The sequence below is a fragment of the Kitasatospora sp. NPDC058406 genome (genome assembly GCF_042722765.1).
GTDB lineage: Bacteria > Actinomycetota > Actinomycetes > Streptomycetales > Streptomycetaceae > Kitasatospora.
The window spans coordinates 1-12163 of record NZ_JBHXKE010000261.1; the positions used below are offsets into that span (position 1 = coordinate 1).

Below are 12163 nucleotides of genomic sequence, written 5' to 3' on the forward strand. Positions count from 1 at the left end.
GTATTTAACCTTAAAAAAATCGTCGTCCTACTATAAACCATCCCCCCCAAAAATGTTTCAGCCCAACCACTAATCCACCACCCACGACTCTAGCAGGCCCCGGCCCGCTGCGGGCGGATATTTCGCCCCGGGTTTTTCGACACCTCGCCCCGGGGTCGCCGGCACCGGGGCGCCGGGACGGCCAACGCACTCCGGGGGTAGGCCTGTTGGTGCGGTCAGCCGCACCGTCCGAGCCCGCGGCCCTCCGGGGCGGGCGCGACTCGCCCGGGTGCGGCGCGCCCGGCGTCGCCGCGACAGCCCCCCCAGGGCGCGCCCCGGGCCCGCCCGGGCCCGTCCGGCCCACCCCGGCCGGCGCCCCCGCCCCGTTCCGGGGAGTTCCGTCGGCACACGCGGCGTTACGGCCCGCGCAACCCGAATGCTTCGGGAAAGTCCCACCCCCGCGATATCCGGCGCATACTGGAAGGGATGAGGAAATCTGCAGCAGTCCACCGCCACCTGCCCACCAGCCCCTTCAAGGCCCGGGTCGAAGCGCCGCGCAAACACTTCGCCGTCGGTGACCGCGTCAGCCACGACACGTTCGGCCTCGGCCGGGCCATCGGGGTCGAGGGCGACAGCGACATCGCGGTTCTCGTCGACTTCGGATCCCGACAGGAACGCATCACCCAGCCCTACACCTCGATGCACAAGCTCTGACCCGGCGCCTCACCTCGCCGTTCATCCCGTCCCTCCGGCTCCGGCCGACGCACCGGCGGTCGTCGACGCCGGGCGTCCGGCCGATCGGCCGGCGGCACGCCCACGGGTCACGCCGTGGGAACGCCGCGCCGTGGCAGCGCCGTGGAGACCACCCCGGGCAAGGCTAGGCGGCCCCGGCACGGTGTCCTAGGCTGGGAGTCATGTCGAACCCCGACGGGCTGCTCGTCGACATCGCCGCGATGGTCGAATCCGAGCACAGCAACCAGATGTCCTTGACCGTGGTGGTCCCAGGCGCGGTCATCACCGGCAGGCTCGCGCCGGTGACCCTGTGGTGGGAGCGGGTGGCGGAGGTCCTCCAGGCGTCCGATCACCTGAAGCCGTTCGCCGCCCTCTTCGCCCAGCCCGCAGACGGCCCGCCCGCACGCCCCACCCACCTCCACCTCCACCGGGCGAAGATCCTCCAGGGCGACTTCGCGCTGCCCCACACCGGGGGCATGTACCGCATCGCCATCGAGGACGTCAACGCCTGGACGGTCGGAGACCTCAGCTACTCCGACACCTGACAGCCGCGGTCGCCCCGCCCTTCCCCTGCAAATTTCCCCTGCGAAGCACACACCCCTGCGGGTGATCCGGGCCCTCGGCGGCCTCGGATCACCCGCAGGGGTGGTTTCGGTCGGTGATCGGCTCCGGCGCGCAACGGCGCACCGGAGCCCCCGGAATCAGCGGGACATCAGCGGGACATCAACGGCCCTGGAGGGACTTGACGTTGTCGCCGAAGCTCCAGCCCTTGGAACCGTCCCAGTTGATCGACCACGTCATGAGCCCCTTCAGCGAACCGCTGAACGCGTTCCACGACTGGCTGACCAGGCCCGGCGCCATGTAGCCGCCGCCGGCGCCGGGTTGGGCCGGCAGGCCGGGCACCTGCTTGTCGTACGGCACCTTGATCGTGGTGCCCTGGATGACCAGGCCGTTGTTCAGGCAGGTGGTCTGCGCGGTGAAGCCCTGGACGGTGCCGGCCTGGTAGGAGTCACCGGAGCAGCCGTACATGCTGCCGTTGTAGTACTGCATGTTCAGCCACCACAGTCGACCGTTGTCGACGTACTTCTTGATGATCGGGAGGTAGGAGCCCCAGATCGACCCGTAGGTGACGCTGCCGCCGGTGACGTACGCGGTCTCGGGGGCCATCGTCAGACCGAAGCCCGCGGGCATCTGGGCGAGGACGCCGTCGATGATGCGGATCAGGTTGGACTGGGAGGCGGACAGGGTGTTGATGTTGCCGCTCCCGGACAGGCCGGTCTCGATGTCGATGTCGATCCCGTCGAAGTTGTACTTCTTGAGGATCGGGACGACGGTCGCCACGAACTTGTCGGCGACGGTGCTGGAGCTGAGGTCGATGCCGGCGGCGGCACCGCCGATCGACATCAGGAGCGTGGCGCCGGCGGCCTTGGCCCGGCACATCTCGGCCGGGGTCGAGACCTTGACGCCGGCGTCCATGCCGTCCTGCCACAGGACGGTGCCGTCCGAGAGGATCACCGGGAAGGCGGCGTTGATGACGTTGTAGCCGTGCGCGGCGATCCGGCTGTCCGTGATGGGGACCCAGCCCATGCCGGGGTGCACGCCGTTCGCGGCACCGTCCCAGTTCTCCCAGTAGCCCTGCAGCACCTTGCCCGACGGCTTGGGCTTCGTCGGGCAGGTGTCACCCGGCGGCGTGGTCGGAGGCGTGGTCGGAGGCGTCGTGGGCGGTGTCGTGGGCGGCGTGGTGGGGGGTGTCGTGGGAGGGGTGGTCGGAGGCGTCGTGGGCGGCGTGGTGGGCGGCGTCGTCGGAGTGGTCGGCGACGGGCTGTTGCCGCCGGGGCCGGCGAGCGACACGTCGTCCACGTGGTACGCGGGCTGCCCGTACCAGCCGTGCAGGAAGACGGTCACCGAGGTGGTGTTCGCCCCGGTGGCGAAGGCCACGCTGAGCTGGCTGTAGGACGAGCTGCTCGGCGTCCAGGTGGAGGTGGTGCCCGTGAGGCCGGTGCCGGTGGCGCCCAGGTAGATGTAGCTGCCCTGGACGTACGCGCTCAGCGTGTACTGGGAGTTGGGCTGCACGCTGATGGTCTGGGCGCACTGGGCGTTGTCCAGGCCGGTCGGCGTCGCCTTGAGCGCGGAGGTGCCGGAGCGGACCGGGCTGCCGACGGCCGCGCCGGATCCGCCGGAACAGGTCCAGTCGGCGAGTCCGTTCTCGAATCCGGAGTTGGCCACCAGGTTGGGGGTGACGGCCCCGGCCGTGACGGTGCCGGCCACCGCGAGGCCGGCGCCGATGACGGCCGCGGCGCTCATCCCGGCGAGGGAGCGCCGCAGGACGGCCGGTCCGGGCCGGGTGCGGCCGGTCCGGTTCACGTGCGATGCGCGCTCCACGGCCGCCCGCTGCGGGCGGGGGGTTCGGGACGACTCGCTCCCGGCCCGGTCGCCTTCGAGGCGGCCGGGGTTCGCACCAGGGCGGGAATCGCCCGACAGACGCGGAGTACGGGACCTCCGACGGAACATGTTGTGCTCCCTTCCCGCCGAGCGCCATGGACATGACCGACGCGTGGGGGCGTGACGCCCGGCTCTGGGTGAGGTGGGGACATGTGGGGCTGTGCCGGACCGGATCGTAGAAGGGGTGGCGAGGCCCGTCAATAGGTCTGGACCAATCCCGGGAGGCGCGGCCCGGTCGAGCGAGGGCGGCCCGCCGAGGGTCCGCGCACGGAAGGGCCGACAAGTACACTGGAGGTGAAGGCAGTTGTACCGATCACCCGGTCCGCGGCCCGGTGGTGGCCACGCCCACCGCCGCCTCCCTCGAGCGGCCGACCGCAGGCGAGTTCCGGCCGCCGGCCGTCACGGGCGTGGCCCGGTGGCCGGATTCCCCCCACCGGGGGCGGCGGGCGCCGGAGGACCGCGTGGCGGCCGGGCCCGGCGGGACCGGCAGGTGATTGACCCGTCCCGGTGAACGTCGGCCGTTCTCAACGACGTTCGGCCACCGGGCTCCTAGGTTGGGACCTGGTTTCGCACCCCCTACCGAACGGGAGACCCGCATGGCCGAACAGGCCGACCTCATCCTCCACGGCGGCGAGATCGTCACCGTCGCCGAGCACAGCGACGCGTCGCCCGAAGCGGTGGCCGTCAAGGACGGCACGATCGTCTTCGTCGGCACCCGGAAGGAGGCGGAACACTGGAGCGGCCCGCGGACCGTCGTACGGGACCTCGAAGGCCGCGCCCTCCTGCCCGGGTTCATCGATGCCCACGGACACCTCGGCGGCATCGGCCTGCAGACCGTCATCGCCAACCTGCTGGCCGCGCCGGACGGCGACGTCACCGACATCGGCTCGCTGAAGGACAAGCTGCGCGCCTGGGCCGACGGCCCGACGGGGACTGACTCCGCGTGGATCATCGGGTTCGGGTACGACGACGCGATGCTCGACGAGGGCCGGCACCCCACCCGCGACGACCTCGACGAAGTGTCCACGGAGCGCCCGGTGCTGGCCATCCACCAGTCGTTCCACCTCGGCGCGGTGAACAGCCTCGGCCTGCGGCTGCTCGGCTTCTCCGCCGCCACGCGCGACCCCGAGGGCGGGGTGATCCGGCGGCGGGAACTCGCCGTCCCGCCCTCGTACGGCGAGCCCGACGGCGTCCTGGAGGAGAAGGCGTTCACCCCGGCCTCGGAATCGGCACTCGCGGGGCTGCCGGAACGCGAACTGCGGGCGCTGTTCGTCACGGGCGCGGCCACCGCGGCGGCCTTCGGCTTCACCACGGTGCAGGAGGGCGGCACCAACCTCGCCAACCTCAAGGCCCTGCGGGACACGGCAGCCGCCGTGCTGCTCCCGGTCGACGTGGTCGCGTACGTGAAGGCCGAGGATGCCCTCGCCTCCGCGCTGGACGACCCGATCGGCGTGAGCGACACGTACGTCGACCGCGTCCGGGCGGCCGGGGTGAAGCTGGTCCTCGACGGCTCGCCGCAGGGGCGCACCGCGTGGCTGACCAAGCCGTACCTGACGCCGCCGGCCGGGCAGCCGGACGGCTACAGCGGGTACCCGACGGTGCCGGACGACGCGGTGGTCGCCAAGCAGGTCGGCACGGCGGTCGAGCGGGGCTGGCAGGTCCTGGCGCACGTCAACGGCGACGCGGCGATCGACCAGTTCCTCCGGGCGGTCGAGGCCGCCGGGCCGGGGCGGCGGCCGACCGTGGCGATCCACGCGCAGACGGCCCGCGAGGAGCAGGTCGAGGCGTTCGCCCGGCTGGAGATCGTGCCCTCCTTCTTCTCGATGCACACCTACTACTGGGGCGACTGGTACCGCTCGGTGGTCCTCGGCGAGGAGCGGGCGGAGGCCATCTCCCCCGCCCGCTGGGCGCTCGACCGGGGCCTGCGCTACACCTCGCACCACGACGCGCCGGTCGCCCTGCCGAACTCGATCGCCGTGCTGTCCAGCCAGGTGACCCGGCGCACCCGCACCGGCGCCGTCCTCGGGCCCCAGCACCGGGTGTCGCCCCTGGACGCCGTCCGCGCGATCACGATCAACGCCGCCCACCAGTACGGCGAACAGGACCGCAAGGGCAGCATCGAGGTCGGCAAGCTCGCCGACCTGGTCGTCCTCAGCGCCAACCCGCTGACCGTCGATCCGGAGGAGATCCGCGACATCGAGGTCGTCGAGACCATCAAGGCCGGCGCCACCGTCCACCCGCCCGCACCGACCGGCCGGGCCTCCGAGCCCCCGGCGGCCGACCCGGCGACCGCGCCCACCCCGCACTGGGGCTGCTCCTGCTGAACCGGCGGCCCCGGCTCGCCCCCACCACGACCGGCGGCCACGGCCGCCGGTCGTTCCCGGCCCGGCCCGGCCCGCGCGCGGGCCGGGGCGGGCGCACGGGCCGTCGGCGGCAATCCTGACGTCACCGGTATCGAGGCCGGTCCGCAGAACCCGGCGGACCGGGGTCGTGCACGAAAGGGCAGTCCGGCCGGCCCCGTCGTATGGATGCCGTCAGGAGTCGCGGGCCGGAGGATTCCGGGGTCTAGCATCCGTCTCTGTCGAGAAGAGAAATATCTCTCGGTCGAGAAGAAGGATGATGACGACGTGAAACCCCTGTCCCGCCTGAAACGCTCGCTGGCCCTCGCGGTCGCCGCATTCGCCGTGGTCTCCGGTCCGAGTGTGCGGGCCGAGGCCGCTCCGGCGGCGAACTTCCCCGTGGACAGGACCTGCGGAACCCCGGCCGTTCCGGGCGGCGGCAACTGCATGTCCTCGCTGATCAGCTCCACCTTCGACATGATCAAGCTCATGCACAACGCCGCCAACGTCAACAAGCTGGACAACGCGGAGTTCACCCAGAACACGGCGGCGAAGTTGAGCGCCAAGTTCCCGGGGTTCAACGTCATGGTGTTCAAGACCGTGGGCACCGACCTGTACGACACCGAGTGGTTCACGAACGAGCACAAGACCGACATGAAGGGGGTGCTGCTCGACACCACCTACAAACTCAACCATTTCCTGGACAAGGAGAAAAAGGAACCCTCCGGTTACGACAAATTCCGGATATGGGTCTTCCAGGGGGATTCGACCTTCCGCAACCGGGGGGACGGCGGCTACATGAACTGGGCGTTCGTCGGCAACGACGGCGACGGCGTCAAGAAGGAGCCGTGGACCTGCCGGGCGAACACCGCGCGGCCCTACAGGTGCGACGGCGACGTGCGCACCATCCACTTCCCCGCCCGGTCCGGCCACGCCACCAGGACCGGCAGCCTGACCCCCGACTCCAGCGGCCCCGGCTACCACGCCTGCCTGGACGTCAGCGGCAACGGCACCGCGAACGGCACCCCCGTCCAGATGTGGGAGTGCAACGGCGGTGACGCGCAGAGGTGGACCTACAACGGCTACAAGCTCCGGGCCGCCAACGGCAAGTGCCTGGACCTGGAGGCCAACAGGACCGCGAACGGGACCAGGCTCCAGGTCTGGGACTGCCTGGAGATCCCCGGTCAGCGCTGGCACATGTCGCCCGGCGGCAGTCTGCGGCACATGACGGACCAGGACGACCGGTCCAGGGACGTCTGCATCGACGACCTGAGCGGCCGGACCGCCAACGGCAGCACGGTGGCGGCCTGGGCCTGCGGCTCCGAGGACAACCGGACCGCGCCCAACCAGAACTGGGCCTGGGGCGGCACCCCGCCCACCACCGGCCCGACCCAGCCCGGCAACGGCGCCGACATGTTCCTCAAGCTCGACAACGGGCTGGGCGCCGTCCCGGTCGGCGGTTCCGCCGGGGCGGCGGTCGTCGCCGGGCTCCGGGGCGGCAACGAGTCCAAGTGGAAGGTCGCCCCGGTGGGCGGCGGCCGCTACCGGATCACCAGCTCCTACGGACTGGAGCTCACCGAGAGCAGCGGCTACCTGGCCGAGCTCCAGCCGTGGAGCAACTCCTCCCGGCAGAAGTGGGAACTCGTCGGAGTCGGCAACGGGAAGTACCAGATCCGGATCTCCGACGACGACTGCCTCGCCCACGACTCCGACTTCAAGCAACTCGGCGTGTGGACGTGCAAGCGGGGATGGCAGCAGGAATGGGTGCTCGAGTCCACGTCCGGCGGCGTGATCACACCGACCGACCCGACCGGCCCCACCGATCCGACGAACCCGAAGCCCCCGACCGGAGGCGGCTCCCGCGTCCCGACCGAGCGGCCGCTGTTCCTGAAGCTCTCCAACGGGCTGGGCGCGACGGCGCCCAACGAGACCGCGAGCTGGGGTGCGCCGATCCTGGGCGGGATCCTGGGGTACAAGGGGTCCACCTGGACGGTCAAGCCGCTGGGCGGGGACCGCTACCGGATCGTCAACGACCTCGGGTTCAACCTCACCGAGAACCCGGACACCTACGTCGCCGAACAGCAGGCGTGGGGCAACACCCCCAACCAGAAGTGGGAGTTCGTCAGCCTCGGCGACGGCAAGTACCGGATCCGGATCGACGACGACAACTGCCTCACCCACGACTCCGACCACAAGCAGCTCGGGGTGTGGACCTGCGAGGGCGGCTGGAAGCAGGAGTGGTCCTTCCAACTCCTCTGACCGGCGGTCCCTGACCGCACCCGCCCGCGCACGAGGCCGAGGCCGTCCGCCCCTCCCGCCGGACGGCCCGGACCTCCCTCGTCAACGAGGCGGGAGTGATCGCCGGGCACGCCACCCTGGTCGACGTGCCCGGCGCGCCGGCGATTCCGCGCGCGACGGTCTGGAAGCGCTGACGGCCGCGACCCGCGGTCACCCCGGCCCGGCAGGGGCGTGACCCGCGAGCGCGACCGCCCCGTTGCGGACTGCGGGATCAACGACCCGTCAGCAGTACTTGAAGGAACTGATCCTGTCGTTGATCCACGACGGCACGGAGGGCCAGTGCTCCCGGGGGCCGATCCTGAACTCCAGCCCTCCGTACCCGTTGTGCTCGTAGAAGCAGATACTGCTCCCCGTGTTGTTCAGCACCGACGACGCGGTGTCCTGCATCCCCGTCCACAGGGCTCCGTCCCGCTTCAGCTTCCCCATGTCCGCGACGTTCTGGTCCGACGCGATCGACCCGAACTTGGAGCCGCTGGTGGCGCCGACATAGTCGTTCTCGGACCACAGGCAGACGTGATTGCCGGGGCACGCTCCGGCGCCCTGCCCGATGCCGAGGATCGTGGTGGCGCTCGCGGACGGCGCCGCCGTCATGATCAGTCCGATGACGGCGGCGGCACACAGTCCGAGCCTGACCGAATTCTTGGGCAATTTCCTTACCGTCCGTTCAGGTCCGGGAAGCGTCAGCAGTACTTGAAGGAGCTGATCCTGTCGTTGATCCACGACGGGACGGAGGGCCAGTGCTCCCCGGGGCCGATCTTGAACTCCAGGCCGGAGTACCCGTTGTTCTCGTAGAAGCAGATGCTGCTCCCCGTGTTGTTCAGCACCGACGACGTGACGTCCTGCATGCCCTTGTCCCCGGTGGAGCTCCGGGCGAGCTTTCCCATGTCACTGACGTTCTGGTTCGACGCGAAGGACCCGAACTTGTGGTCATAGACGAACTTCCCCTGAATGAAGTTGCCTTCCGACCACAGACAGACGTAGCCGCTGGGGCACGAGCCGGCCCCGTGGCCGATGTCGAAGACACTGGTGGCGCTCGCGGACGTCGCCGTGGCCACGAACAGCCCGGCCGCGGCAGCAGCACACACTCCGAGCCTCGTCATCGTGCTTTTCGAGAACATGGTCCCTCTCTTCCGGATTCGGCCCGACCGTGCCGATCCTGTGCTTCGGGTGGTTGACTCAGTGGGTTGGTGGATACCGGTTCGTTCGTCGTCCACAGGGCCGACGGGGCCGGATCAGCAGAACTTGAAGGAGCTGATCCTGTCGTTGATCCACGACGGGACGGAGGCCCACTTCTCCGAGGGACCGATCCTGAACTCCAGTCCGGAGTACCCGTTGTGCTCGTAGAAGCAGATGCTGCTCCCCGTGTTGTTCACGACCGAGGAGGCGGAATCCTGCATGCCCTTCCAGCGGAAGAGCTTGCTCTCGTAGGTGAACTTCCCCATGTCCGAGACGTTCTGGTCCGAACCCACGGCCCCGTAGTCGTACCCGCTCGCCGGATTCCCCCTGACGAAGTTGTTCTCGCTCCACAGGCACACCCAGTTGGCGGGGCATTTGCCGGATCCGGTCTGAATGTCGGTGAGGACGTAGGCGTTCGCACTCGTCGTCGTGGCGGTGACCGCCCCGACCAGCGCGGCAGCGCCCACCGCCACCCGCATCACCGTTCGCCTCAGGTTCCTCATGATCTCCTCCGCCTTCTCCGTCGGCCCTGACCGGCGCGTCCGCGCCGGCTGCCAGGGGTGTCGCTCCGGCGTGTCCGCCCCCGGAGCAACTCCACTGTGCCGTCGGGGCCGCACGGGCGGCATCAGTCATTTGACTGCTCTCGAACGACTGCTCTCGAAGCCGAGGCCGACACCGACGCCACACACGGCGGTTCCACGTGCACGGCCCCGCCTCCCGGTCGGGAGGCGGGGCCGTGAACACCGTGCGGGCAACGGCTATCCGAAGCCGCGGGCGTCCTGCTTCAGCGCCGTGTCCACGGTCAGCGCGGTCGCCACGACGAGGCTGAGCAGCGGGTCGGCGAGCGGGCGGTGGATCTGGAGCACGTAGTTGTCGGCCGTGGTGAACATCGTCTTCGCCAGGCCCTCCCAGGTCTTGGTGATCCGGGCGATCTCGGTGTCCGTCCCGTCGACGATGGAGAAGTTCCAGGCCCGCCAGTTCTCCGCCTTGACGGCGCCGACCTTCTGTCCGCCGACCTCCAGCGCGAAATTGATCTTCCCGATGGCGTTCTGCTGAACGATCTGGCCGACCTCCTGGCCGTCCGGACGCTGCACGACCACCCGCGACTTGATGAACTTCGCCGGGCGGGTGAGCAGCAGCACCGGAGTGCCCTGCGCGTCGCGGATCTCCAGTTTGTGGGTCAGGTACTGGTCGAGGGAGGTGAGCAGCCGTATCGCCTTGCGCAGTCCGCTCTGGCCGACCTGGACCACCGAGCCCAGGGTGGCGCCCTGCTGGTCGAAGACCGAGTACTCGTTGGTCAGCTCGATCAGCTTGGCCTTCTGGTTCACCACCAGGACCGGCTCGGAGAAGAGGGTGCCGCCACCACCGTGGACCGGTCCGACGCCCGCCTGCTGCTGCACCTGGCGCTGGACCTTGGCGAAATCGCCGACCGGAGCGGCCGGCTGCCCGGGGATACCGGGCGTGTTCGACATGGCGGGCAGGTTAGGCTCAATCCTCCTCCGGTAGCCAGAATCGTTTCGAACGGCCCGGGTTCGTCCGAGACCCCGAACAGGGCCTGCGGCCTGCGCGTTCGGGTGTTGCGAGCGACGGCCGGCCGGTGTTCGAAGCCGCGGGTGTGACCGATGTCACGTCAGGAGCCCGCCCGTCTGCGAACGATCCGGCCGCTCGAACCCTTCGGCGACCGCGCCACGGGTGCGCCGGTCGGGGCCCGGGAGTCAGCGGGCGGCGGCGGTGACGAGGGCTTCGATCTCGGGGACGACGGCGGCGGGCGTGGGGAGGGCGTCGTTCTCGGCGCGGAGCCGGAGCGCGCCGGCGCGGAGTTCCGGGTCCGCGACGAGGCGGGCGAGCAGGGCGGCGTCCACGTCGCCCGACGCGGAGCGCAGGCCCGCGCCGGTGGCGGCGAGGGCGTCGGCGACGGCGAAGCTGTCGGCGCCCTGCGGGAGGATGAGCTGCGGCACGCCGGCCTGCATGCCGGTGAGCGTGCTGCCGGACCCACCGTGGTGGATCACCGCGTCGCAGACCCTCAGCAACTCCGCCAGCGGGGTCCACGGCAGCGGGCGGACGTTGTCCGGAAGGGTTCCGAGGTCACTGAGGTCGGCGCCGCCGACGGCGAGCAGGAACTCCGCGTCGACCGAGGCGGCGGCCTCGATCAGGCGGGCGATCGCGTGGACGCCGTCCACCTCCGTGACCACGGTGCCCAGGGTGACCGCGACCCTCGGCCGGACGCTCCGGCGCAGCAGGCCGGCCGGAACCACGCCGCCGCCGTTGAAGGGGAGGTAGCGCATCCGCAGCCCGCCCGGGTCGCCGCCGAGCGAGGCCGGGACGACGTTCAGCGCGGTGGACTCGGCCGGGGCGGCCACCCCGTACGCCTCGTAGACGTCGGTGAAGTGACCTGCCAGCCGCGCGGCCAGCGAGAGGCCGGAGATGACGCCGAAGTTCTGGAGCGCGGTCGGGATCCCGAGCTTGGCGCCGACCAGTTGGGCGGAGGCCAGGCAGGAGTCGTGGACCAGGAGGTCCGCGCCCCAGCCGTCGGCGGTGGCCAGCAGGTCGTCCACGGTGGAGCGCGAGGCGTGGGCGAAGGCCGCCGCGGCCCGTTCGAGGATCTCGTCCTGGGTCATCTCCGGCCGGGCGAAGCGCATGGTCTCGCCCTCGAAGGCCTCGAAGGAGTCCTTGAGGGACCGGCCGTCGCCGATCTCCACGATCGGGAAGCCGGCCCCCCGGATCGGCTCCAACGGCTTCGGGACGGCGAACAGGATCTCGTGCCCGGCGGCCCGCAGGGCCTGCGCGGTCGGCACCATCGGGAACTGGTGGGTGGGCGCGCCCGGGCCGGTGAAGAGTATGCGCACGACAGTCTCCAGGTCGTTCATCGAATGATCGCTAATTCGGAAGGGCGCGGGCGGGGCCCGCACGCGCCATCATCTGATGAACCGTCATCGCTGCTCCCGGTACGATCGATAACCGGACATTCTCGTACCGGGCGAGGCGGCAGGGGCCCGCCCGGCGCGGTCCGCGCGCTCCCCGGCGTTGTCGGAGGCCGCGTTCGCCCGCCCCTGCGCGGGAGCGGACAACGACGCGGCCGCCGGCCCGGCTCGGGTGGAGGGCGGCCCGCGGCGGGAGGTGCCCCCGGGGTGAGGTGGTGGGGGTCCCGCCGCGCAGGGGCGGGCCGGTGAGGGTGGTGGGGGGGGAGCGCGGTGCGG

The 12163-nt window shown here is 70.7% G+C and carries 10 protein-coding genes; 4 read left to right on the forward strand and 6 right to left on the reverse strand.

What is annotated here, in order from left to right; genetic code table 11:
• Nucleotides 1-465 precede the first annotated feature (465 nt).
• Nucleotides 466-693 carry a hypothetical protein gene (locus ACFWOG_RS34360; protein ID WP_329952670.1) on the forward strand — a complete coding sequence of 76 codons (228 nt, stop codon included), beginning with the start codon at nucleotides 466-468 and terminating at the stop codon, nucleotides 691-693.
• Between the two features lie 200 nt (nucleotides 694-893).
• A complete protein-coding gene (locus tag ACFWOG_RS34365) occupies nucleotides 894-1256 on the forward strand; it encodes a hypothetical protein (protein ID WP_329881505.1) in 363 nt (120 codons plus the stop codon).
• Between the two features lie 178 nt (nucleotides 1257-1434).
• Here the strand turns inward: ACFWOG_RS34365 and ACFWOG_RS34370 are convergent, their stop codons facing one another.
• Nucleotides 1435-3015 carry a carbohydrate binding domain-containing protein gene (locus tag ACFWOG_RS34370; RefSeq protein ID WP_380363173.1) on the reverse strand — a complete coding sequence of 527 codons (1581 nt, stop codon included), beginning with the start codon at nucleotides 3013-3015 and terminating at the stop codon, nucleotides 1435-1437.
• 734 nt (nucleotides 3016-3749) lie between these two features.
• Here ACFWOG_RS34370 and ACFWOG_RS34375 point away from each other — a divergent pair.
• Both ACFWOG_RS34375 and ACFWOG_RS34380 read left to right on the forward strand, forming a co-directional pair.
• Complete coding sequence (locus tag ACFWOG_RS34375; RefSeq protein WP_329881506.1) at nucleotides 3750-5477, forward strand: amidohydrolase family protein; 1728 nt, start codon at nucleotides 3750-3752, stop codon at nucleotides 5475-5477.
• Between the two features lie 303 nt (nucleotides 5478-5780).
• The gene (locus tag ACFWOG_RS34380; protein ID WP_380363167.1) at nucleotides 5781-7751 is read left to right on the forward strand and encodes a ricin-type beta-trefoil lectin domain protein; all 1971 of its coding nucleotides are present in this window, start codon (nucleotides 5781-5783) and stop codon (nucleotides 7749-7751) included.
• Nucleotides 7752-8012: 261 nt separating this feature from the next.
• Here ACFWOG_RS34380 and ACFWOG_RS34385 read toward each other — a convergent pair whose 3' ends face one another.
• The 5 genes from ACFWOG_RS34385 to ACFWOG_RS34405 form a co-directional block, all read right to left on the reverse strand.
• Nucleotides 8013-8438 (reverse strand): peptidase inhibitor family I36 protein, encoded by a 426-nt coding sequence (locus ACFWOG_RS34385; protein WP_329875284.1) that lies wholly within the window; start codon nucleotides 8436-8438, stop codon nucleotides 8013-8015.
• A 32-nt stretch (nucleotides 8439-8470) separates the two neighbouring features.
• Complete coding sequence (locus ACFWOG_RS34390; protein ID WP_329952672.1) at nucleotides 8471-8908, reverse strand: peptidase inhibitor family I36 protein; 438 nt, start codon at nucleotides 8906-8908, stop codon at nucleotides 8471-8473.
• A 114-nt stretch (nucleotides 8909-9022) separates the two neighbouring features.
• Nucleotides 9023-9469: a peptidase inhibitor family I36 protein gene (locus tag ACFWOG_RS34395; RefSeq protein ID WP_329875280.1), complete on the reverse strand. Its 447-nt coding sequence runs from the start codon at nucleotides 9467-9469 to the stop codon at nucleotides 9023-9025.
• 255 nt (nucleotides 9470-9724) lie between these two features.
• Nucleotides 9725-10438 (reverse strand): LURP-one-related/scramblase family protein, encoded by a 714-nt coding sequence (locus ACFWOG_RS34400; RefSeq protein ID WP_380363170.1) that lies wholly within the window; start codon nucleotides 10436-10438, stop codon nucleotides 9725-9727.
• A gap of 243 nt (nucleotides 10439-10681) precedes the next feature.
• Nucleotides 10682-11833 (reverse strand): glycosyltransferase, encoded by a 1152-nt coding sequence (locus ACFWOG_RS34405; protein ID WP_329952674.1) that lies wholly within the window; start codon nucleotides 11831-11833, stop codon nucleotides 10682-10684.
• Nucleotides 11834-12163: the final 330 nt, after the last annotated feature.

Bases quoted from the DNA above. Each gene is read 5' to 3' on its own strand.
- ACFWOG_RS34370 (WP_380363173.1), bottom strand. From the start codon at position 3,015: ATGAGCGCCGCGGCCGTCATCGGCGCCGGCCTCGCGGTGGCCGGCACC.
- ACFWOG_RS34375 (WP_329881506.1), top strand. From the start codon at position 3,750: ATGGCCGAACAGGCCGACCTCATCCTCCACGGCGGCGAGATCGTCACC.
- ACFWOG_RS34390 (WP_329952672.1), bottom strand. From the start codon at position 8,908: ATGTTCTCGAAAAGCACGATGACGAGGCTCGGAGTGTGTGCTGCTGCC.
- ACFWOG_RS34365 (WP_329881505.1), top strand. From the start codon at position 894: ATGTCGAACCCCGACGGGCTGCTCGTCGACATCGCCGCGATGGTCGAA.
- ACFWOG_RS34405 (WP_329952674.1), bottom strand. From the start codon at position 11,833: ATGAACGACCTGGAGACTGTCGTGCGCATACTCTTCACCGGCCCGGGC.
- ACFWOG_RS34360 (WP_329952670.1), top strand. From the start codon at position 466: ATGAGGAAATCTGCAGCAGTCCACCGCCACCTGCCCACCAGCCCCTTC.
- ACFWOG_RS34400 (WP_380363170.1), bottom strand. From the start codon at position 10,438: ATGTCGAACACGCCCGGTATCCCCGGGCAGCCGGCCGCTCCGGTCGGC.
- ACFWOG_RS34395 (WP_329875280.1), bottom strand. From the start codon at position 9,469: ATGAGGAACCTGAGGCGAACGGTGATGCGGGTGGCGGTGGGCGCTGCC.